Raw genomic sequence first — 22162 nt, 5'->3', positions numbered from 1 at the left:
ATGTAAATACCCTCCATGCTCTAATCATAGTATAGACATACTGAAAATGCAAGTAGGGAACCCCCCTTTTTTCAGAGCAGGTTCCCTACGCATTATGAAAGATACTGCCGCATCACCCGGAGCGCATTTTTCTCAAGCCTGCTGACCTGGGCCTGAGAAATCTGAATCTGCTCCGCTACTTCCATCTGGGTTTTTCCTTCAAAAAACCGGAGCTTAATAATATACCGTTCCCGCTCCCCCAGATGCTCCATGGCAGCCTCCAAGGACAGATCCTCTACCCATTTTTCTTCTTTGTTCTTGGTATCGCTGATCTGATCCATCACATAAAGGGCGTCGCCGCCGTCATTGTAAACCGGCTCCTGCAGGCTCATAGGCGCCTGGATGGCGTCCAGCGCAAACACAATATCCTCCTTGGAAATCCCTATCTCCTCTGCAATCTCCTGAACAGTCGGTTCTTTCAGATTCCGTTTCACATAATTTTCCTTCGCATAAATCGCTTTATATGCCGTATCCCGCAGCGAACGGCTGACACGGATGGAATTATTGTCCCGCATGTACCGCCGGATCTCGCCGATAATCATAGGTACTGCGTAAGTTGAAAATTTCACGTCAAGCTCCGTATTGAAATTATTTATTGCCTTAATCAGCCCGATACACCCAATCTGGAACAAGTCGTCTGGATTCTCGTTGCTTGCCCCGAAACGCTTGATTACACTCAATACAAGCCGGAGATTGCCCTTAATGTATTCCTCTTTCGCCTCGGCGTCCCCCGCCTTAATCCGGGCAATCAAAGCCTCCTTCTCCTCTTCTTTCAGGATCGGGAGCTTCGCCGTATTTACCCCGCATATTTCAACTTTTCCCTGTGCCATAAAAAGAGCCCTCCTACCAGATAAATAAATTTGAATCTTTGTATAGTAAAATGATTCTCACTTGAAGGGCGTCGTATTCCTGAAACAGGAAAATAAAAAAAGTTTTGGTCCTTGACAGAGACAGTTCCCTTGATATGCAAAAGACAGTGTGATAAAATCTGGATATAAAAACGTACGCCATCTGAAAGGAGCCGACAGAGCTTATGAAAGCCGCTATTTCCATTGGGAATCAGAGTTTTGAAAAAATAAGGACGACCCAATCCTTCTATGTAGATAAAACAGATTTTATCCGGGAATGGTGGGAGGAACGTGATGAAGTTACCCTCATAACCCGTCCCCGCCGTTTTGGGAAAACCTTGAACATGAGTATGATGGAATGTTTTTTCTCTGAAAAATATAAGGGCAGAAGTGATTTATTTAAAGAGCTTACTATTTGGGAATCCGAGGAATACCGCAGGATTCAGGGAACATATCCGGTAATTTTTTTGAGTTTTGCCGGGGTGAAGGCGGATCTTTTCTCCAATGCAAGAGACGGCATCATTAAAGCCGTGGCAAATGCTTATGACGCCCATTCCTATCTGAAATGCAGCGATGCGTTGAGCAGAGAAGAAAGCGCTAACTATGATGCCTTCCAGAATTATTCCATACAGCCCTCTCCCAGGGAAAAAATTTCTGATACTATGCTGGCGTCATCATTATATACGCTCTCTATGTATCTGGAACGCTATCACAAGAAAAAAGTCCTGATCTTTCTTGATGAATATGACACTCCCCTGCTGGAAGCTTATATGTCCGGATACTGGAACGAACTGTCAACGCTGATCCGCAGTATGTTTAATCTGACCTTTAAGTCAAATATATCTTTAAATCGGGCAATCATGACCGGGATTACCCGAGTAAGCAAAGAATCTATTTTCTCCGACCTGAATAACCTTGAGGTTATTACTACAACATCTGAGAAATATTGTACGGCGTTTGGTTTTACTGAGGAAGAAGTACAGACATCTCTTCAACAATATGAGCTTGACAGTACGCTTGATAAAGTACGGCTCTGGTATGACGGATTTTGCTTTGGTAACAGAAAAGACATCTACAACCCATGGTCTATCACGAAATATCTGGATACGAAGAAATTTGGAACTTACTGGGCGAATACCAGCTCCAATCATTTGGTCAGCAAATTTATCCAGGAAAGCGCTTCCGACATTAAGATTGCAATGGAAGATCTGCTCGAAGGTAAAAGCATTGAGACGGAGATTGACGAAGAAATCATATTCGACCAGCTAGGAGAAAGCAGCGAAGCAATCTGGAGCCTGCTCCTTGCGTCAGGCTATCTAAAAGCAGACGGACTATCCGAAGAAGGAGTTTATCAGTTATCATTGACCAATCTTGAGGTAATGAAAGAGTTCCGAAGGATGATTCAAGGGTGGTTTAAGAAATCATCCGCCCGCTATAATGATTTCATCAAAGCTCTTCTTGAAAATAACGTGGGATATATGAACCACTACATGAATAAGATGGCGTTAAATACATTCAGTTTCTTTGATAGCGGCAACCATCCCTCTGAACAGACAGAGCCGGAAAGATTTTACCATGGTTTTGTTTTAGGATTGATTGCAGACGCCAAACTTGAGTATGTGATTAGCTCAAACCGAGAAAGCGGTCTTGGAAGGTACGACGTCATTATGGAACCAACTGACAGGGGGAAAAATGCGTATGTGTTTGAGTTCAAAGTGAAAGCTCCGGATTCTGAAATTACTTTGGAACAAACTGCCAAAAATGCTCTGGCGCAGATTGAAGAAAAAGGATACGACATCGAGTTGTCTGCCAAGGGATTTTCCAGGGAACAGATTCATCACTATGGGTTTGCTTTTGAAGGGAAAAAGGTTTTCATCGGTTATAGCAGCCCCGCAAACAAAGTGCAGGAAGCAGTCGGGAAATGAGATATCGCATTTCCCGACTGCTTCCTGCACTATTGTTTCTAATACTTCCTCCAAACCATCTTATCCACAACCCCGGTATAACTTTGAATCAGCTTGACCACCTTGGTACTGACATTCTCCTCCACATAATCTGGTACCGGAATCCCATAATCTCCGTCAAGGTTCATCTGTACCGCAATGTCCACCGCCTGCAGAAGCGACTTCTCATCAATGCCCGCCAGCACAAAACAAGCTTTATCTAACGCCTCGGGGCGCTCCGTACTGGTTCGGATGCAGACTGCAGGAAAGGGCTTTCCGATACTTGTGAAAAAGCTGCTCTCCTCCGGCAATGTCCCTGAATCCGAAACCACGGCAAACGCATTCATCTGTAAATGGTTATAGTCGTGGAAGCCTAACGGCTCATGGCGCACCACCCGCGAATCCAGTTCAAATCCCGTCTCTTCCAGCCTTTTTCTGCTTCTCGGATGGCAGGAATACAGAATCGGCATATCGTATCGCTCTGCCATCTGGTTGACCGCGGTAAACAGGGAAATAAAGTTCTTCTCCGTGTCAATATTCTCTTCCCGGTGGGCAGAGAGCAGGATATACTTCTTGGGTTCTAATCCCAGTTTATCCAAAATCTCCGATTTCTCAATGTCTGGCAGATTCTGGCGAAGCACCTCTGCCATTGGCGACCCGGTCACATACACACGCTCCTTGGGCAGGCCGCATTCATGCAGATATTTTCTGGCATGCTCGGAATATGCAAGATTGACGTCCGAAATAATATCTACAATACGGCGGTTTGTCTCCTCCGGAAGGCACTCGTCCTTACACCGGTTCCCCGCCTCCATGTGGAATATGGGGATATGAAGCCGCTTTGCCGCAATCGCCGAAAGGCAGCTGTTGGTATCGCCCAGAATCAGAAGCGCGTCCGGGTGGATGGTGTTCATCAGCTTATAGGAACAATTGATAATGTTGCCCACCGTCGCCCCTAAGTCGTCCCCGACCGCGTCCATGTATACATCAGGGGCGTCAAGCTTCAAGTCGTGGAAAAACACGCCGTTTAAGTTGTAGTCATAATTCTGCCCGGTATGCGCAAGAATGCAGTCAAAATATTTCCGGCATTTATGAATTACCGCCCCAAGCCTGATAATCTCCGGGCGTGTCCCTACGATGATGAGAAGTTTTAGTTTGCCGTTCTCTTGAAAATGTATATCCGTATAGTCCGTTTTAATCTCCATATGCTCTGTCTCTTTCCTTTCTTCTGCCGAATTCTGTGTCACAACAACTCACCGTCCACACACTTCGGCATTTTTTTCATGCTATCATACTATTATGGAGATTGTCAAATATCTTTCTACCGATCCCACTTATCCGCAAGATTCTGAATCTGTGTCTCAAACTTCGCCAGCTCCTTATTCGCCAGTCCTTCATTCCGATACACCACCTCAAGCAGCCGCTTTGCCGCCGCGACCACCCGCTGGAACGCCTGTGCCGCCCGGGATCTCGCCGGTTTCTCCGCCGCCTTCTTAGGAGCCTTCACCCCTTCCGTCACAATCTCATTGGTCATCAGGTCAATCGTGCCGCCCGAATACGGTGCAAACGCCGGACACCCTAGCGTCTCTTCCACAAGCCGGGCAAAATGATCCGTCACCTGATCCTCGCCATGGACTACAACCACACGTTCCGGTTTCTTCTCGAACCCGTTAAGCCAATCCAACAGCCCGTTCATGTCCGCATGTCCGCTGATTCCTCTCAGAACCTCAATCTTCGCATTCACGGTGATATTTTCCCCGAACAGCTTCACACTCTCGGCGCCCTCAATCAGCTTGCGCCCCAGAGTCCCCACAGCCTGATACCCCACGAAACAGATGGTACACTCGGAACGCCACAGATTATGTTTCAGATGGTGCCTGATACGTCCCGCCTCGCACATACCGGACGCCGACAGGATTACTTTCGGTTTCTCATCGAAATTAATCATCCGTGACTCGTCGCTGGTAATCGTCGTTTTGAGCCCCGGGAACAGCAGCGGATTAATCCCCTTCTCCACCAACGCCATTGCTTCTTCATCAAAACAAGATTTAACGTTCTTGTTAAATACGTTCGTCGCTCCAATCGCCAGCGGACTATCCACATAGACCTCAAATCCCCGAAACTCCGGCAAAAGATCCTTCTCCTTAATCTCACGGATAAAATACAGAAGCTCCTGGGTACGCCCTACCGCAAAGGACGGGATCACCACATTTCCTCCTTTGGCAAACGTTTCCCGCAAAATTCTCGTAAACTCGCCGATATAATCCGGAATCACATCCCCATGAGTCCTGTCGCCATAGGTAGATTCAATCACGATATAATCCGCCTCTTTCACCTTCTGCGGTTCTTTAATAATCGGCTGGTTCGCATTTCCCACATCGCCGGAGAAAACAATCTTCTTCGTAACCCCATCCTCCGTGACCCATACCTCGATACTGGCAGACCCAAGCAGATGCCCCATGTCGTGGAACTGTACGTCTATTCCTTCGCACAAGGTAATCCGCTGCTCGTAATCACAGGGAGCCAGAAGCTTAATGGCGGCGTCGGCATCTTCCATGGTATACAGCGGCTCAAAAAGCTCCTCCCCACTTCTCCTTCCCTTCCGGTTCCTCCACTCTGCCTCAAACTCCTGAATATGGGCGCTGTCACGGAGCATAATATTGCACAGGTCTGACGTGGCAAATGTTGTGACGATCTCTCCCGCAAATCCCTGCCTGCACAGAAGCGGAATCTTGCCGGAGTGATCGATATGGGCATGGGTCAGAAGCACATAATCAATCTCTCCTGCCGCTACCGGCAATTCCTGATTCTCATATAAGTCAGGTCCTTGCTCAAGGCCGCAGTCGATTAAAATGTTCTTCCCACATGCATTCAGGTAATGACAACTTCCAGTTACCTCATGGGCCGCCCCAATAAACTCAAGTCTCATATCTCCAACCCCTTTTCTTTTCATTATAGCACCATTCAGGGTTGTTTTCTATGCATACTTGCCGGATTCTCTACGAATATTTATAACCGTTCAGCCTTCCGGCTTCACTGTTACGAATATTTCACCATCTCCCGCTTCAGCCTCTGCATAATCTTCTTCTCTAGCCTCGATATGTATGACTGGGAAATCCCCAAAATATCCGCTACCTCCTTCTGGGTGCGTTCCTCCCCATCCGGCGTCCCAAGGCCGAACCGCATCTTAATAATCGTCCGCTCCCTTCCCGAGAGCCGCCCAATCGCCTTAATCAGCAGTTTCCGTTCCACTTCATTTTCCAAATCCTTATAAATCGTATCTTCCTCTGTGCCTAAAATGTCCGACAGAAGCAGCTCATTGCCGTCCCAGTCCACATTTAGCGGCTCGTCGATAGATACCTCCATCTTCGTCTTGTTATTTCTGCGAAGGTACATCAGAATCTCATTTTCAATACAGCGGGACGCATAGGTCGCCAGCTTAATATTTTTATCCGGGTTAAACGTATTGATTGCCTTAATCAGCCCGATGGTTCCGATTGAAATCAGGTCTTCCACGCCCACCCCCGTATTGTCAAATTTTTTCGCGATATATACCACAAGCCTAAGATTATGTTCAATCAACATTTTTCTTGCCGACTCGTCGTCCTCCGAGCCCAGGTCATTAATCGCCGCCGTCTCTTCGCTGGTATTAAGCGGAGCGGGCAGGATATCCGAACCACCGATATAGTGGACATCCTTTTTATCCGGGAAAAACAATGTCCGGAAATCCGGAACTACTTTCAGTTTAAATTGATGCGGTACTGCGACTCTTATTACCATAGCCTATCCCTCCTATTAAGACATCAGGATTCAAAATCATCTCATAACGGTCAGCCGTCATATCTCCCTCACAGATGGCCGCCAGCGGTTTCTCAATCCATTCCTTTTCTTTTCTGCATACATACATCCCATCCAGCGTTACTAATGGCATTACACCTTCCGCCTTTCCGATAGAGTGATATGAAATATAACGTATTCCTGTTATGTCATTTTCTCCCCATAGTTTCTTGATTACATTTTTGTCAATAATACTGACTGGCTTTCCCGTAACTTCGTCTTTCAGACAGTTGCCAGTGTCGATTAAAGCCTGCACGGCAACGCTTTTCTCTCCATAAAGCAGCACCACCCGGCATCTGTAACTGCTCTGCCTGCCCAGATATGCCACCAGGCTCCAGATACCGGATACCAGGTAGTAGCTGGCGACAGCCAGCGCCAGGAAAAGACTTCCTGCGCGTACATACTGCCTGAGGAATCCAAAGACCCCGCCGATAAGGAAACCGCTGATATAGAGCATCACCCATGCCCGCACAAGCTCCTGCCACCCCTGGGGCTGAATCCCGATTTTGACCATTACGATATTTGCCAGTCCATGGAGCAGTATGAGCTTCACAAACGCATATGGAACCGGCAAAGCCACGGCAAGGCAGGTCAGAAACGCGCCCGCCAGGGCTCCAAGACAAATCCGCCAGTATGCGGACAAACATCCCGTCATCTTGCGCACAATCGCAAGCAGGATGAAATCCATCGCAAAATTTTCCAGAAAAAACACGTCTATGTACAACTCATAATACACGCTCCACCTTCTTCCTTTGGATACGATCAGTGACACGAAATCGATTGAATTACTTAAGCAAGATTCATTATACGAGCCAAAGCAAAAAGATTTTGTCAGATGGTGGGACGAATCCCGATTTTCGTTCGACAGACTGTATTGACCACAAGATATAGTTTTTGGGAAAATGGATTTGTGGGAATCCTGCAAATCCAGACACAAGACTTTGTATCTTTTTTTGACATAAAAGAAAGAATTTTAAGGGAATAAACTGCAAATTTCTGGAAATATTTGGAAGTTTATGTAATCTATTGGCACATTTTGTCAACAAGTCCCGAAAACACAAAAAAAGCATGGAACTTGCCATGCTTCTCTTTTATTCATGTTGCTTAAAGACTAATCAAACGTCACAGAACTGACGATTGAATCTTATATTTATCAGTCTCGATAACTCTGCCCGCCCTGGCATCATGCCTGTGAAGCCGTTTTAACGGATATTTTCCTTCAGCCTCTGTGTACTTTCACGGACAGTCAATTTAGGCTGAAACGTAATACATTTTCTGGAATTCACCCCACTGCCAATCTCGCTGATAATCTGCTGCACCGCTTCCACTCCCATATCATAAACTGGCTGACTCACACTTGTAAGAGGGACGTCCAATATTTCGGAGAAAAAAATATCGTCATAACCCACAAGAGACATATCTCTCGGAATGTAATAATTGTGTTTTTTCAATCTATTATACACGCCATACGCAGACATATCGTTGAAAGAAAAGATTGCGGTTACTTTCTTTGAAAGCCCAAGAATATATTCTACCGCCTCTTTGCCGCTCTCCCTGTCATAATTACCTTCATATATCAAATCCGGATCATACGCGATCCCATATTCTTCCAACGCCTCCTTATATCCTTTTAATCTGTGCTGCGAATCTTCCAATGCCAATGGTCCTGCCACACAGGCAATATTTTGGTGTCCCAATTCCAAAAGATGCTTCGTCGCAGCATAACCTCCGCTCCTATGGTTCACAATAACAGAACAACAGTCCACTTCCTCAAGGAAACGGTCTATCATTACAAACGGCATCTTTAGCTTTTTCATTAAATCCACACTCTCCAGCGCCCTCTTTTTATCACTATCCAAAGACATACAGAACAAAATTCCATCTACGCCCTTATCCGCAAGCACTTGTATATACTCTAAATCTCTTTTATGTAAATCATTTGTATTACACAATATGAGATTCCAGCCGTTCCGTCTGCATTCATCCTCTACTCCTTTCGCAAGATTCGAGAAAAAGACATTACTGACATCTGAAATCACAAGCCCAATCGTTTTTGTTCTTTTCTTCACAAGCCCAACCGCAATCTGATTCGGCCGATAATTTAATTTTTCTACTGCATCAAATATGACATCTTTTGTACTTTTGGGAATTTTGTCAGCCTTTCCATTCAGAACCAGTGAAATAGTCGTCACAGAAAAACCTGTATAATTTGCTATATCTTTAATCGTTGTTCTCAATGTAATCTACTCCGTACCATGATTTATTGGATATATTATAACATTTTTTTCCATTTTTGTGGACAAATATCAAAAATTCGGCACAATAATCTTATATACTGTTTGTATTTTTCAATCTCCACATATTCGTTTGGTTTATGCGCCATATGGGGTTCCCCAGGGCCGAACAAAAGTACCGGCATTTCTTCGCATCCCTCCGTCAAGATTGATGCATCGGTAAAATAATTAATTCCTATCTCCTCCGCCGGTTCATTTTCCATTTCTATACAATGAGAAAAATGTTTCACCCAATCATGCTCCGATGATATTTCTATCGCCCTTCTCTCATTCATGATATTCACCTCGAATCCAGACCGTCTTCCCGATTCCACATATAATTTTTCGCAGATTGCTTCCATCTGCTTTAAAACCATTTTCACATCCAATCCCGGAACCGTTCGGATGTCCAGCATAATCTTTGCACAATCCGGCGTCATATTGGAGGCAATTCCTCCTTCTGCCATTGTAATCTGGACTGTCGCATTGCCAAGCACCCTATGGCCGAACCCTTCAATCCATTCTTTCAGACGAACAAAAGCTTCCATCCCATATTCAATTGCATTACACCCTTCCCAAGGATAAGCGCCATGGCTTGTCACGCCATGTACCTTTAATTCCAGCCAAAGGCATCCTTTCTGAGCCACTCCGAGCCGGCACCCCGTCGGTTCGCCGATTAGCAGAAGCTCCGCATTCGGCGCCTGTTTACTCTCCAATATTTTTTTCGCCCCGATTCCTCCTTTTTCTTCATCACATGTTCCAAAAAAGTAGATTCCCTTCTCAGGCTTTTCTCCTGAATTTCCAAGCTCTCCTAACAGATATACCATAGCCGCAAGGCCGCTTTTCATATCACTGGCTCCTCTTGCATAGATCTTCGTATCCCTCTTCACAGGAACCGCCGGTTCAGAGTCCCATTCGTCTTTATCTCCATATGGAACCGTATCCAAATGTCCGTTCCATATAATATTTTTTCCGCTCTTTCCAGGAATGACTGCCAGCACATTGGCATGTCTGTCGTCTATATACTGCACTTTTGCCTTTACATGATTGTCCTGTAAATATTTACATATAAACTCCGCAATCTTTCTCTCATCATCTTTTCCATTTACACTCGGAATCGATAGGATTTCGTTCAGCAATTCCAATTCTTTGTCCATGATTCTAACCTCGTTTGCAAATTAATATGTTTCCGCCAAAATCTCTCTCTTCTCAAAAAGGCCATCCCCAACAGGACAGCCTTTTCATTATTTGGTCAGCCAATCTACAATGCCTTTCCATAGTATATTATATTCTGACCATTCGCAGAATTCAACCGGTGCCCAATGCGGCGCACAATCCGATGTGAATACTGCGCTTCTCCCTTGCCCGTATTTGGCAAACGCGATAAACGGATCGCCGCCCACCGTCACGACAACTTCTGTCTCGGGCTTCGCAATTGTCTTATTATATCCAAGAACTTCCGGCCACTCTCCCGTTATCTGCGCAAGCGCTTCATGCTTAGCTGCTGTAACCGGCCGTATTCCGTCACAGTGCTCCATCCGGTCGTCCACTGTCAGCACTTCTACCGGAAGCACTTCCTGTACCGCCGTATCATGCCACTTTCCTTTTGCATCCACACCCGAAAATGTAAGATAACCCCCCACCATAAGGAGCGCGCCTCCTTCCAGTACGTAATCGCGGATCACTTTTGCTCTATCCGGTTTTTTGATGCTTTTTGTAAATGTTTCAGCTGGAAGAAGCAATGTATTTGCACCAATATCCGATAAAATTACACAGTCATATTCTCTTAATTCCTCTACTGTATAAGGAAATTTTTCTGCCGCAATATGATTTGGCATAAATTCGACTTCATATCCTGCTTCTTCTAATGCATTTTTCAGCCACTTTTCACCTGTTTCATATACGGATGTATAAAAACTATCAAATCCTTTTACGTGAGTTGTGTAACTCATCCATGATTCTCCTGCAAGCAGCACTCTTTTATTCATAATTCAGTTCTCCCTTTATTCTCTGTTTTTTTCTACATTTGCTACAAATCTTGCCATCGTGTGATTCAAGATAATCGCTATAACCAAGATAAATCCTAAAGCTGCAAGCTGCCATACGGAATTAATATTTGCAATCTGAAGCCCTGAATTCATCATTGTTATAATAATGACTCCTATCAGAACACCGCCAAGATGCCCAACACCTCCGGCAACTCCAATACCTCCTAATACTGCCACCGTAATCGCCTGCATCTCCATTCCGGTTCCCGCATCCGCTCTCGCCGTCATAAGCCACGAATTGTTGATAATTGCACTGATTGATGCAAGCAGCCCTGCGAGTATATACACACACATTCTGACTTTCTTTTCCTTAATTCCTGTGTACTTTGCCGCCTCAAAATTCGTTCCCATCAAATATACACGCCGTCCAAATTTCGTCTTATAAACAAGGCCAAAGACAAGTACCGTCACCGGGATTACTACAAATAAAATCTGATTTGGTATTCCAAACGTACTTTCAAGTGACAACATCTTAAAGCTGTCCGGAAAACCACTGATTGGAATCCCTCCTGTTAAATAGAGGGCAAGCGATCCATACACATACTGTGTTCCTAACGTTGCAATCAACGCCGGAATCTTGGCTGCGGCAACTAATCCCCCATTAATAGCGCCAAGTAAAATTCCTCCTGCAAGCGTAACAAGCGCGGCCGAAAAGATTCCTGCACCATTCATCACCGTCAATCCGAATATTACTCCCGATAAACTCATAGTTGCTCCGATAGAGATGTCAATTCCATCGCGCCCTGCAATCATTACAAGCGCCTCGCCCAATGACAACAAGGTTAAAGATGCTCCGAACTGTGTCACCTGCATTAAATTGTTCATATTAAAAAAGTAAGGGCTAATCAATGACAATACAATAAGTTCCACTACAAACAGCAACAGCAAAAATTTTGTTCTGCTCTTCGCAATAGAAAATGCTATCTTCTTCATGCTGTTACCTCCCGATTTCTCTTTCCCGCTCTTGTACTTGCCGTCATCGTGTCAAACAATACGGAAATCACAATCAAAAGACCAATAAAACAATTCTCCAATAATGATGGAATTCCAAGGATTACAATGCCATTTTTTAAAAAAGCGATAAACAAGACCCCTGCAAGCGTACCAATCACGCTTCCACGCTTCCCATTTCCTTTTGCTCCCGTTCCTCCAATCGTTACCGCTGCAATACAGGCAATCGGAAGGTCCGATCCAATCGTCATCTCCACGCTTCCCATCCTTGCAATATAGAGCATGGCGGCAATTGCGGCAATTCCTCCTGATATACAATAAGAAATCAGCTTGATTTTCTTTATATTAATACCGCTTAGATTTGCCGATTGCGGATTACATCCCGTCGCATAAATATAGCGTCCGAATCTTCGATACATAAGGAAATAATAGAAAACAGCATAAACAGCTATAATTAAAAGGAGTAATACCGGAATTCCAAAAAACTTCGCCCTGGAAACCACTGCCCAGCTTGGATTTAACCCTGTCAGCCATTTCCCACCAAGCAAGGCAAAAATTACAGCTTTCCAGATATTCATAGTCGCAATCGTCACAATCATGTCCGGAATCTGAAACTTTGCAACTAAAAATCCGTTTACAAATCCAACCGCAATGCCAATCCCAATTGCCGCAATTACAATGATAAAAATATTTATATTTGCCTGCAGCATATATCCAATCAGTATCGCAATTACACCCATCACAGAACCAACAGACAAGTCGATTCCTCCAAGCAGCATTACGATCGTCATGCCAATACTTACCATGGCTATCTCCGCATTATTCTGAATGACCCGAATCATGTTATCTATCGTCAGAAAATTGGGCGCTAATATTCCAAACAAAATAATCTCAGCAATCAATAAAAGAAATGTAACATATTCTCTCCTTCCCGGTTTCGGAACATATTTTTTGAACACACATCTCACCCCCATTACGATACTTCTTCCACTTTGCACCAATCTAACAAAATAGACGCTATCATTTTTGTACAGGTTACGAGTTCTTCTATCTCTACATACTCGTCCGCCTGATGTGCTAACCTTGGATCTCCTGGCCCGATATTCAATGTTGGAATTCCCACATTGCAGAACCATCCCATATCCGTATGGCAGCAAATCCCCTCTACTTTTGACTGGCTATTAACCTCTTGTGCGCTGTCCCTTACAGTTTGAAAAAAGGGCTGGTCGTCCAATGTCTCCCCGCAATCCGCATCTATCAGCCATTCGATTTTCGGTACGTTATCTCTCAGCCAGGGATCTGTCATTGCTACTGCTCTCACATAATCCTCAATCTCTTTCTTTACTTTTGAACCAAGACCATTTTCGTCTTTCTCTGCCGGTAAATACTGCGCGTTAAAAGTCAATACCGCCCGATTAGCAAATGTTGTCGGATATTCTCCCGCCTCAAACTGTGCAGTATGAATCTGGCAGGGAATGGGAAGATATTTATGTTCTTTGGTTACTGACCAATCTTTATTTAATCTACGAAAATGTTCCAAATAAAGGGACGCCTTGTCAATCGCATCTACCGCTCCTCCGGTCCGGAAATCTCCCTGTTTGAGCTCAATATGGCCGGCTCTTCCCTCTATTGTGAGCTTCCCCCACAAGATTCCTCTGCAAAGCGGCGCAATATCCAAATGCGTCGGTTCTGTAATCAGACATCCATCTGCACGATACCCCTTCGCAACCAAAGCCAGCGTTCCCATTCCCCCTGCTTCTTCATCCACGACCGTACCGATCATGGCGTCTCCCCTTAACCGGATTCCACTCTCTTGAATCGCCTTTAGAGCAACCGTCATTGCGGCAATTCCGCCTTTCATATCCACAGTACCTCTTCCATACACCCTATTACCGACTATTTCCGCCCCAAAAGGATCTTTACTCCACTTGCTTCCTCTTTGCACTACGTCAATATGGCCGGACATCATCATAGATCTTCCGCCTCCTGTGCCTCTTAACACCGCGAAAAGATTGGGTCTGCCCTCAAATGTATGATCTGCATAATATCCCGGTTTTCCTTCATATTCTGCAAGCTCTTTTGCATCCGGATAAGAATATTCTGTTTCCATTCCCATCTCATCCAAATATTTTTTTAATACTGCCTGTGCTTCTCCCTCCTGCATATATTCTTTTTCTTCATCAAAATATGGATTCACACTCGGTTTTTTTATTAATTCCTGGAGAAGGTTCACCACTTCATTCTGGTTCTCATCAATCCATGTATAAACCTGTTCTTTTGTATTCATATTTTCCTCCTACTCCCCATTCAGATTTAATGTATTTTTCAAAATATCCTCTTCCGTTACGTTTTCTCTGTCAAATCTGGCTGTAATTTTTCCTTTATAAAGCGTGATAATATTATCACTCAGCTCCATAACCTCCGGCAGGTCTGAGGAAATTACAATCACTGCCACACCCGATTTTGCAAGTTCTATCACGTATTTATGTATTTCAGCCTTTGTCATAACATCTATACCGCGTGTCGGCTCGTCAAGAATCAAGACCTTAGGCTCCTCAAGAAGCCAGCGGCATATCAAAACCTTCTGCTGGCCTCCGCCGCTTAGGCTGCTGACACTGACATTCTGATTCGGTGTTTTAATGCTGTATTTTTCAATATTATCCTGCACAGTCTTTCTCTCTTTCTTTTTATCAATCACCCCAAACTTATTAGAAAGGCTGTCTAAGAAAGAAACACTCATATTATCCCTGACCGGATGGATATCAAACAAACCCTGGACGCCTCTGTCCTCCGGCACATAAAAGATCCTTTTTTCAATGGCCTGATTGATCCCCTCTCCCGTAATGTCTTTCCCTTCAAACAGAATCTGACCGCTCTTCGCATTTGTTTCCCCGAAAATGGCTCTCGCTATTTCTGATCTTCCAGCGCCGACAAGCCCATACATTCCTAAGATTTGTCCCGGTTTTACAGAAAAAGAAATATTTTGATATACATTATCATAAGAAATGTCTTTTACTTCCAAAACAGGTTCTTCTCCCTGCTCATGCTCTTCATAAACGCTCATGTTTATTTTCCGCCCTGACATTGCCTGAATAATGGTTTCTTCACTTACCTCTTCCGGAATCAGCGTTCCTGTCAGGCATCCGTCTCTCAATACAATAATGTCGTCTGAAATTCTTAAAATTTCCGGAATTCTATGACTTATGTATATGATACTTACGCCCCGGCTTTTCAAATCCGCTATAATATCAAATAGTTTTTCCGACTCATTATGACTCAAAATAGAAGTCGGTTCGTCTAAAATCAGTATTTTACACTTCTTGTATATCCCTCTTGCAATTAAGACAAGCTGTTGATTTCCGATTGATAGTTCACTCATTGTCAGATGCAGAATATCCTCTGATAAACCAACCAGTTTCAAGGCTCCTTTTGCTTCTTCATACATCTTCGTCCACATAATAGTCTTATTACGGCTTACCACTTCATTCCCCATAAAAATATTTTCAAGAACAGACATATCTGCAAAAATATTAGGTTCCTGATATACAATTGAAATCCCTTGTTTCACCGCGTCAAGAGGCGAATGTAAATGCATTTCCTTCCCTTCAAAAAAAAGAGTTCCCTTATCATTTTTCAGAGCGCCTGCAATGATTTTCATCAATGTAGATTTGCCCGCGCCATTTTCTCCGATTACAGATAACACTTCCCCCATTTTTAATGAAAAACTTACATTCTGCAGCGCTTTCACTCCCCCAAAGGATTTACTAATGGATTCTGCCCGTAAAATAGTCTCTTCCGCCAAAAAATCATCTCCCTCCGCTTTCAGAAAAAGAGGCAAACCCTATGATTTGCCTCTTTGCTAAATAATCCTAGAAGTCAAAATCGTCAACATTGTCTTTTGTAATAATTAACGGCTCTCCAAGTAACAATATTTTATTTTCCGCATCCCATGTCACCGGATTAGAAATTCCTTCAATCTCATTCACTTCTTCAAACTCTTTCCCTTCTGCCGCCATTTTTCCAGCCCAAACCGTAAGGTATCCCAATTCTTCCGCATCCCACAAAATAGATTCTTCCATAACTCCTGCTTCAACAAAAGGTTTTACAGTCGCCGGTGAACCGTAACCGATAACTTTTACCTTTCCTGCCTTTCCTTCCTGCTGTACGGCCTGCGCAGCTCCTGGAATCGTAGATGATGCGACTGCGACAATTCCTTTCAAATCCGGGTATCTTGTCATAAGCTCCTGCGCTTGTTTTAAAGCCTGCTCGCTGCTTCCGCCCTGTGTATACCTGATATCCACGATTTCTATGTTCGGATATTTTTCTTTCTGCTGTTTCTCTATGAAAGAAATCCATGTATTCAAATTAGTTGCCGTTGATTCTCCTGAGACAATTCCTATTTGACCTTTCTCACCAATTTGAGCTGCCAGGCGATCCATTAAAGTTCTGCCTAACGCCTCGTCTGTTGCCTGCGCTACATAAAATTCACGTGTACTATCCGGAGCATCTGAATCACTTGTATAAACATGAATGCCAGCTTCCTGTGCTTTCTCAATATACGGATTCGTAGAAGAACTATCTAAAACAGAAAGCGACATAGCGTCTACGCCCTGCTTAATCAAACTGTCCATAATTTTTACCTGCTCTGTGGCGCTTGCCTGCGTAGCCCCTGTATAAAGAAATTCTACATCCAAGTCTTCTGCTGCCTGCTGCCCGCCTTTTTCCATAGCGGTAAAATATGGAATTCCAATTAATTGTGGAACGAATGCGATTTTCAGCTTATCGCTGTCTTCTGTTTGCTGCTTACTTTCACCGTTATCTTTCGGTTTATCCCCGCCGCTTCCGCATCCTGCTAACATTCCGGTTGCCATTGCTGCTGCCATAAAGAGCGTAACCGCCTTTTTCATTGTGTTTTTCATATTGTTCCTCCTTTAAGTAGTTTTGGTAAAACGTTTTTCCAAATTAGTAAAAAAAATAAGCCGCTTTATTTTTCTTTCTGAACTGATAATAATACATCTTATCTCTTTTGTCAATATGTATATTTTTATTATTTTTTATTTCTATTTCAGTGCATAATATACAAATATTGGAAACACATTTTACAAAAAATTCCTTGACCTCTGCTGTTTTAAATGTTTACTAAATCGTTTTTCCATCGTGACCGCATTTTTGTCAATCTCATAATCAGTAACTACTCAATGGGATACATCGAAATACCACAAAAAGACCCGAACACACCTTCATGTGTCCGAATCTCTTATGGAATTCTATCATCTTTCAACACTCAACCTACTTCTTAAAGAAATCCGGTATCTTAATCGACTGCTCTTTCACCTTGCTGGTGGGAGTCCTGGGCGTATCCAGAGAAGGCGCTGTTCCCCCTACCGGACGTCTCGGCATCGCTGACGCTCCGCTGCTCTTCATGCTTCCCATACCGAAGTCCAGCCTTGGCGCCGCAGGCCCGCCCTGCTGCATAGACCTGTCATATCCGCCTTGCTGCATACCGCCGCCGGCATGTCCCATAGCGCCGCCGCCCCTTGGCGTCTCAAGCCTTGATTTCAGTTTAGATGCACTGCCTCCCACATTGTGAAGGCCCGTAGCGATTACCGTAATAGTCGCCTCGTCTGTCCTGGCATCGTCATACATGGCTCCAAAGATGATATTCGCATCCTCACCTGCAAGATCCTGCACATATTCAGCCGCATCGGACGCATCCATCAGGGTAATATCACCGGATACATTGATGATGACATGGGATGCGCCTGCGATGGTCGTCTCAAGCAACGGACTGGAAACTGCCTGCTTTACAGCCTCCAACGCCTTGTCGTCGCCCCGTCCCTGTCCGATACCGATATGTGCGATACCCTTGTCTGTCATAACCGTCTGGACATCTGCAAAGTCAAGGTTAATCAGCGCAGGCACGTTAATCAAATCAGTAATACCCTGAATACCTTGCTGCAATACCTCGTCCGCCTTTTTCAAAGCCTCCGGCATCGTGGTACGCCTGTCCACCACCTCAAGCAGCTTATCATTCGGGATTACAATCAGAGTGTCCACACTCTCTTTCAGCTTCTCGATTCCTGACAGCGCATTGTTCATACGCGTCTTAGACTCGAAACGGAATGGTTTCGTCACAACACCGACCGTCAGCGCGCCAAGCTCCTTGGCAATCCGCGCAACTACAGGCGTCGCTCCGGTTCCCGTACCGCCGCCCATACCGCAGGTAACGAACACCATGTCCGCTCCCTTCAGCGCCGATGAAACTTCCTCCGCGCTCTCCTCCGCAGCCTTCTCGCCAATCTCCGGCCTTGCTCCTGCTCCAAGACCCTTCGTAATCTTCTCGCCAATCTGCATAAGCGTCGGCGCCTTACATAACTGGAGCGCCTGCTTATCTGTATTAATAGCAATAAACTCAACACCGGCAATCTGCTCATCAATCATTCGGTTCACAGCATTATTGCCGCCGCCGCCGACTCCAACAACAATTATCTTCGCCGCAGCTTCTGATTCATTCGTTTTAATTTCTAGCAAGGGTTTCTCCTCCTTTGTTATCCTTATTATATATTATACATCCCACACATAAAGCAAATGAAATGTGTTCTTTGCCATATATACTTATATAATATAGACTTTTGTGTAAAATATCAATAGAATTCCTCTATTTTTCTCAATTTTATTCTCTATTTTCTTCCCAAAGCCCATTACAATCCTCTCTCTTCCGAGTGACGAATCGGCAATCCCTTAATTTTATCCTTTGATTCCTATACGCCATCTGCTTCCGGTGCACCCTCGCCAGACGAATCCTGTACGCCATCTGCTTCCGGCGCACCCTCGCCAGACGAATCCTGTACGCCATCTGCTTCCGGCGTTCCGTCCCCTGCATCCCCTGTGGGCTCATCGCCTCCACTCTCCTGGGGCAGAGGCTCCTCCTGAAAAGTAACCGTCCCCTGCACCTCAGAATAATTCTCCAGATGCAGCGTCCCTTCCTTATCACCAATCTTTTCAAGAATCGGCGTAATCTGCGCAATCTTCTCGGCAGATACCGTCTTCCCCAGACGAATCCGTATCCTCCCCATATACAGATAGATAACATCCCCCTCGCACACAATCCTGTCCGGCTTGAGTCCATACTTGGCAATCTCTCTGGACGTCTCAAGAAGCTGCTCGAAGATTTTTGTGTTCTTACTCTCCAAATGCTGATACAGCTTCACCTCTCCCATGCCGATCCCTTCAATATACGGAACCCCTTCTATCAGCGCAGATGATTCCAACACCACAAACCCTTCTTTATCGAAATAGTCGTAAAGCTCCCCATTGCGCACATATCCCACAATCGGCTTCTCCTTCACATCCACCTTCACAATCCACGGCGCGTTAAGCCGCACCTTCATCTGCTCCAGGCATGGCAGTACTTTTCCTTTCCCAAGGGCATATTTCCCCAGAATATACAATGCATTAACCGATAAATCGTCATTCTGCACAGCATCCACAATCTCCTGCTCCGTCACATAATCATTTCCTTTGACCTCAATCTTCTGGACATAGAACAAAAGAAAGACGACAGCCGCGAGAATCGCCGCCGCCAGCGCAAGGACGATAAATGCGTATATCTTATGTGACTTTTTCTTCCTTCTTCTCGAGCCATCCCGCTCCTTTAATTCCCTGCGTCCCATATTTCATACTCCCCTGTCTAACCAAAGACATTCTATTTTACCCAAGAAGATACGCTGAGCACAAGCCCCATTTCCACCAGCAAAAACATGACCGAAGTCCCACCGTAACTGATGAACGGCAGCGTAATCCCCGTATTCGGTATCGTATTCGTTACCACGGCGATATTTAAAATCACCTGAATCATCATATGCCCCATGGCTCCTGTGGCAATCAGCGCGCCAAACAAATCATTTGCATGGGTCGCAATCACGAAAAACCGCCATATCAGAATCAAAAACAGAATCAGCACGAACCCTGCGCCAAACAAGCCCAGTTCCTCACAGATAATCGAAAATATCATGTCATTCTGCGCCTCTGGGACGAACCCAAGCTTCTGGATGCTCTCCCCAAGCCCGCGCCCGAACAAGCCGCCTGAACCGATGGCGTACAATCCCTGCAGCGTCTGATATCCTTTCTCATAGGCTTCCGGATTCCGCCAGATTGCCAGCCGCTCCAGACGGTAGCTCTCCAACGCAAGGAAGACCGCCATGAACCCGATGCCAAGCAGCCCCATGAAGATAAACTGCCCGTACTTAGGGCTTGCCACGAAGATCAAGATAACCCCGATTCCCAGGATAATAATGGCGGTACTTAAATTACTCGCCCCCACCAATCCTACCACCGGAAGAATCATCAGCATAATTTTCATCATGGTACGCATCTTCCCGATGTCCTTCACATTCTTCGTCACCATCTGGGCAAGGAATAGAATCAAAGCCACCTTGGCAAATTCAGACGGCTGAAAAGAAAGCGGCCCCAAAGACAGCCATCTTTTGGAACCGTTAATCTCATCACCTATGAACAAGACTGCCACTGACAAAAGTATCGCCGTCAAATATCCCAAAACAGCAAAATGCCGCCACACATGGTAATCCATATTAGCGACCACGAACATCCCGGCAATTCCAAGCAATGTCGCAAACACCTGCTTCTTTAAGTAATAAAACGAATCATGGAACTTGACGTCGCCATTGTACGCACTCGTACTATATAGGATTACAAGCCCCGTAATCACAAGCAGAAACAACGCGGTAAGAAGCGTATAGTCATACCTTGACGGCCGTAACCCGCCTGCCCTGGGCGGGGCATGCATTTCGGGATTCCCCTGACTATACCTTCTGTTCTTAGACTGTGTCAATATATGCCACTCCTTATAAGGAATTTACAATCTCTTTGAACTTCTCTCCACGTACTTCATAGTTCGGGAACATTCCCCAGCTTGCACAGGCAGGCGACAAAAGAACTGCATCCCCCGCTTGGGCGAAATCAGCCGCCGCAAGCACCGCCTCCTCGAAGGTTTCCGCAAACTGGTAATCCGTAAACCCACATGTAAGCGCATCCCTTGCAATCTTCTCCCTAGTCGCGCCAACCAGGATCAGCTTCTTGACTTTCCCTTCAAAACTGTTGATCCAATCCGTATATACCGAATCCTTGTCGTACCCGCCGCCAATCAGCACGGTGGGGCGGTTCATCGCCTGAATGCCTTTGATCGCGGCGTCTGGGTTCGTACCCTTGGAGTCATTATAATACACGACTCCCTTTTTCTCCGTCACATACTCAATCCGATGCTCCACTCCCTTGAACGCCAGCACACTCTTCCTGACTATGTCCGCAGGGACGCCGTACACCAGCGCCATTGCCGCGGCAGCCATAACATTTTCATAGTTGTGGGTTCCCAGAAGATTCAGTTCCTCCACCCGGCAGACCAAAATCTCTTCCCCATTTTTGTAAATAATATTGCCGTCCTCAAGATAGATTCCCTTTTCTAGTTTACGCTTGCTGCTGAAATATAGAACCTGCGCCCGTATATTTTCGCCAAATTCCCGCGTAAGCACATCCTCATAATTCAGGATACAGTAATCTTCTTCCGTCTGGTTCTTTGCAATATTCTTCTTTGCATTCACATAGGCTTCCATGGTATGATGGCGGTTCAGATGATCCGGCGTAAAATTCAGAATTGCGCTGACCCTGGGACGAAAATCAATGATTGTCTCCAACTGGAAACTGCTCATCTCCGCCACCGTGACAGAATCCTCATCCATCTCCAAAGACGCCGTGGTGTACGGATTGCCGATATTGCCCACCACGAAGGTCTTTTTATAATTCCCCATAATCTCGCCAAGGAGGGCTGTTGTAGTCGTCTTCCCATTGGTTCCCGTAATGGCAAGCACATCTCCCTTCCCGGCTTCATAGGCAAGCTCCACCTCGCCCGTAATCAGTATCCCCGCATCCCGCATTCGGTTCACAATCGGCAAATCCGTCGGAACGCCGGGACTTAGGACCACGATATCTAACGTATCGTACAATTCCTCCGGGAACGCGCCGATTACAATCTCCGCCCTGCTCCCTTCTCCCAGTTTCTGGCGCACTTCCCTGGCATCTAGTTTCTCATTGCCATCGTAAAGCGTCACATAAGACCCCTTTGCCTCCAAAAGCTTTGCCGCGCCGATTCCGCTGATTCCCGAACCAAATACCAGAACCTTCTTCTTCGTTACTTCCATATTCAATGT

18 protein-coding genes are annotated in these 22162 nt (G+C 45.3%); 1 reads left to right on the top strand and 17 read right to left on the bottom strand.

All coding sequences use genetic code 11. The features are described 5' to 3' along the window. Positions 1–92 precede the first annotated feature (92 nt). Positions 93–869: an RNA polymerase sporulation sigma factor SigG gene (gene sigG, locus AC6I3O_RS11260; protein WP_497850943.1), complete on the bottom strand. Its 777-nt coding sequence runs from the start codon at positions 867–869 to the stop codon at positions 93–95. Between the two features lie 203 nt (positions 870–1072). Here sigG and AC6I3O_RS11255 point away from each other — a divergent pair, with 203 nt between their 5' ends. Next, positions 1073–2812 carry an AAA family ATPase gene (locus tag AC6I3O_RS11255; RefSeq protein WP_497850942.1) on the top strand — a complete coding sequence of 580 codons (1740 nt, stop codon included), beginning with the start codon at positions 1073–1075 and terminating at the stop codon, positions 2810–2812. 38 nt (positions 2813–2850) lie between these two features. Here AC6I3O_RS11255 and AC6I3O_RS11250 read toward each other — a convergent pair whose 3' ends face one another. The 16 genes from AC6I3O_RS11250 to murD all read right to left on the bottom strand — a co-directional run bounded on the left by AC6I3O_RS11250 (position 2851) and on the right by murD (position 22153). Continuing rightward, complete coding sequence (locus tag AC6I3O_RS11250; RefSeq protein ID WP_497850941.1) at positions 2851–4035, bottom strand: UDP-N-acetyl glucosamine 2-epimerase; 1185 nt, start codon at positions 4033–4035, stop codon at positions 2851–2853. Between the two features lie 116 nt (positions 4036–4151). Next, positions 4152–5759, bottom strand: coding sequence for an MBL fold metallo-hydrolase RNA specificity domain-containing protein (locus AC6I3O_RS11245; RefSeq protein WP_497850940.1), 1608 nt, complete (start codon positions 5757–5759; stop codon positions 4152–4154). 110 nt (positions 5760–5869) lie between these two features. After that, positions 5870–6610, bottom strand: a complete 741-nt coding sequence (gene sigE, locus AC6I3O_RS11240; protein ID WP_497850939.1) for an RNA polymerase sporulation sigma factor SigE — start codon at positions 6608–6610, stop codon at positions 5870–5872. After that, positions 6576–7403 carry a sigma-E processing peptidase SpoIIGA gene (locus AC6I3O_RS11235; RefSeq protein WP_497850938.1) on the bottom strand — a complete coding sequence of 276 codons (828 nt, stop codon included), beginning with the start codon at positions 7401–7403 and terminating at the stop codon, positions 6576–6578. The genes sigE and AC6I3O_RS11235 overlap by 35 nt, the downstream gene beginning before the upstream one ends. 466 nt (positions 7404–7869) lie before the next feature. Beyond that, positions 7870–8904, bottom strand: a complete 1035-nt coding sequence (locus AC6I3O_RS11230; RefSeq protein ID WP_497850937.1) for a LacI family DNA-binding transcriptional regulator — start codon at positions 8902–8904, stop codon at positions 7870–7872. A 35-nt stretch (positions 8905–8939) separates the two neighbouring features. Beyond that, positions 8940–10097: a M20 family metallopeptidase gene (locus AC6I3O_RS11225; protein WP_497850936.1), complete on the bottom strand. Its 1158-nt coding sequence runs from the start codon at positions 10095–10097 to the stop codon at positions 8940–8942. A gap of 87 nt (positions 10098–10184) precedes the next feature. Then, positions 10185–10928, bottom strand: a complete 744-nt coding sequence (locus AC6I3O_RS11220; RefSeq protein ID WP_497850935.1) for a glutamine amidotransferase — start codon at positions 10926–10928, stop codon at positions 10185–10187. A gap of 15 nt (positions 10929–10943) precedes the next feature. Next, entirely contained in the window at positions 10944–11921 is a 978-nt protein-coding gene (locus tag AC6I3O_RS11215) for an ABC transporter permease (protein ID WP_497850934.1), read from the bottom strand. Continuing rightward, complete coding sequence (locus AC6I3O_RS11210; RefSeq protein ID WP_497850933.1) at positions 11918–12898, bottom strand: ABC transporter permease; 981 nt, start codon at positions 12896–12898, stop codon at positions 11918–11920. The genes AC6I3O_RS11215 and AC6I3O_RS11210 overlap by 4 nt, the downstream gene beginning before the upstream one ends. A 14-nt stretch (positions 12899–12912) precedes the next feature. Next, positions 12913–14226, bottom strand: coding sequence for an ArgE/DapE family deacylase (locus AC6I3O_RS11205; RefSeq protein WP_497850932.1), 1314 nt, complete (start codon positions 14224–14226; stop codon positions 12913–12915). Between the two features lie 9 nt (positions 14227–14235). Next, positions 14236–15741 (bottom strand): sugar ABC transporter ATP-binding protein, encoded by a 1506-nt coding sequence (locus AC6I3O_RS11200; RefSeq protein WP_497850931.1) that lies wholly within the window; start codon positions 15739–15741, stop codon positions 14236–14238. A gap of 67 nt (positions 15742–15808) precedes the next feature. Next, complete coding sequence (locus tag AC6I3O_RS11195) at positions 15809–16858, bottom strand: autoinducer 2 ABC transporter substrate-binding protein (RefSeq protein WP_497850930.1); 1050 nt, start codon at positions 16856–16858, stop codon at positions 15809–15811. 370 nt (positions 16859–17228) lie between these two features. Continuing rightward, positions 17229–18470, bottom strand: a complete 1242-nt coding sequence (gene ftsZ / locus AC6I3O_RS11190) for a cell division protein FtsZ (protein WP_497850929.1) — start codon at positions 18468–18470, stop codon at positions 17229–17231. A gap of 230 nt (positions 18471–18700) precedes the next feature. After that, the gene (locus tag AC6I3O_RS11185; RefSeq protein ID WP_497850928.1) at positions 18701–19612 is read right to left on the bottom strand and encodes a cell division protein FtsQ/DivIB; all 912 of its coding nucleotides are present in this window, start codon (positions 19610–19612) and stop codon (positions 18701–18703) included. A 32-nt stretch (positions 19613–19644) separates the two neighbouring features. Continuing rightward, the gene (locus tag AC6I3O_RS11180) at positions 19645–20745 is read right to left on the bottom strand and encodes an FtsW/RodA/SpoVE family cell cycle protein (protein ID WP_497853453.1); all 1101 of its coding nucleotides are present in this window, start codon (positions 20743–20745) and stop codon (positions 19645–19647) included. A 58-nt stretch (positions 20746–20803) separates the two neighbouring features. Then, on the bottom strand, positions 20804–22153 hold the full coding sequence (gene murD, locus AC6I3O_RS11175) for a UDP-N-acetylmuramoyl-L-alanine--D-glutamate ligase (RefSeq protein WP_497850927.1): 1350 nt from the start codon (positions 22151–22153) through the stop codon (positions 20804–20806). Positions 22154–22162: the final 9 nt, after the last annotated feature.

It is taken from the genome of Sporofaciens sp. St.21A7 (assembly GCF_059728535.1).
Note: the sequence above shows the minus strand (reverse complement) of the source record. Positions and strands in the feature narration are given on the sequence as shown.

Bases quoted from the DNA above. Each gene is read 5' to 3' on its own strand.
- AC6I3O_RS11215 (WP_497850934.1), bottom strand. From the start codon at position 11,921: ATGAAGAAGATAGCATTTTCTATTGCGAAGAGCAGAACAAAATTTTTG.
- AC6I3O_RS11195 (WP_497850930.1), bottom strand. From the start codon at position 16,858: ATGAAAAACACAATGAAAAAGGCGGTTACGCTCTTTATGGCAGCAGCA.
- AC6I3O_RS11220 (WP_497850935.1), bottom strand. From the start codon at position 10,928: ATGAATAAAAGAGTGCTGCTTGCAGGAGAATCATGGATGAGTTACACA.
- sigE (WP_497850939.1), bottom strand. From the start codon at position 6,610: ATGGTAATAAGAGTCGCAGTACCGCATCAATTTAAACTGAAAGTAGTT.
- murD (WP_497850927.1), bottom strand. From the start codon at position 22,153: ATGGAAGTAACGAAGAAGAAGGTTCTGGTATTTGGTTCGGGAATCAGC.
- AC6I3O_RS11245 (WP_497850940.1), bottom strand. From the start codon at position 5,759: ATGAGACTTGAGTTTATTGGGGCGGCCCATGAGGTAACTGGAAGTTGT.
- AC6I3O_RS11225 (WP_497850936.1), bottom strand. From the start codon at position 10,097: ATGGACAAAGAATTGGAATTGCTGAACGAAATCCTATCGATTCCGAGT.
- AC6I3O_RS11205 (WP_497850932.1), bottom strand. From the start codon at position 14,226: ATGAATACAAAAGAACAGGTTTATACATGGATTGATGAGAACCAGAAT.
- AC6I3O_RS11180 (WP_497853453.1), bottom strand. From the start codon at position 20,745: ATGCATGCCCCGCCCAGGGCAGGCGGGTTACGGCCGTCAAGGTATGAC.
- sigG (WP_497850943.1), bottom strand. From the start codon at position 869: ATGGCACAGGGAAAAGTTGAAATATGCGGGGTAAATACGGCGAAGCTC.
- AC6I3O_RS11185 (WP_497850928.1), bottom strand. From the start codon at position 19,612: ATGGGACGCAGGGAATTAAAGGAGCGGGATGGCTCGAGAAGAAGGAAG.
- AC6I3O_RS11250 (WP_497850941.1), bottom strand. From the start codon at position 4,035: ATGGAGATTAAAACGGACTATACGGATATACATTTTCAAGAGAACGGC.
- AC6I3O_RS11255 (WP_497850942.1), top strand. From the start codon at position 1,073: ATGAAAGCCGCTATTTCCATTGGGAATCAGAGTTTTGAAAAAATAAGG.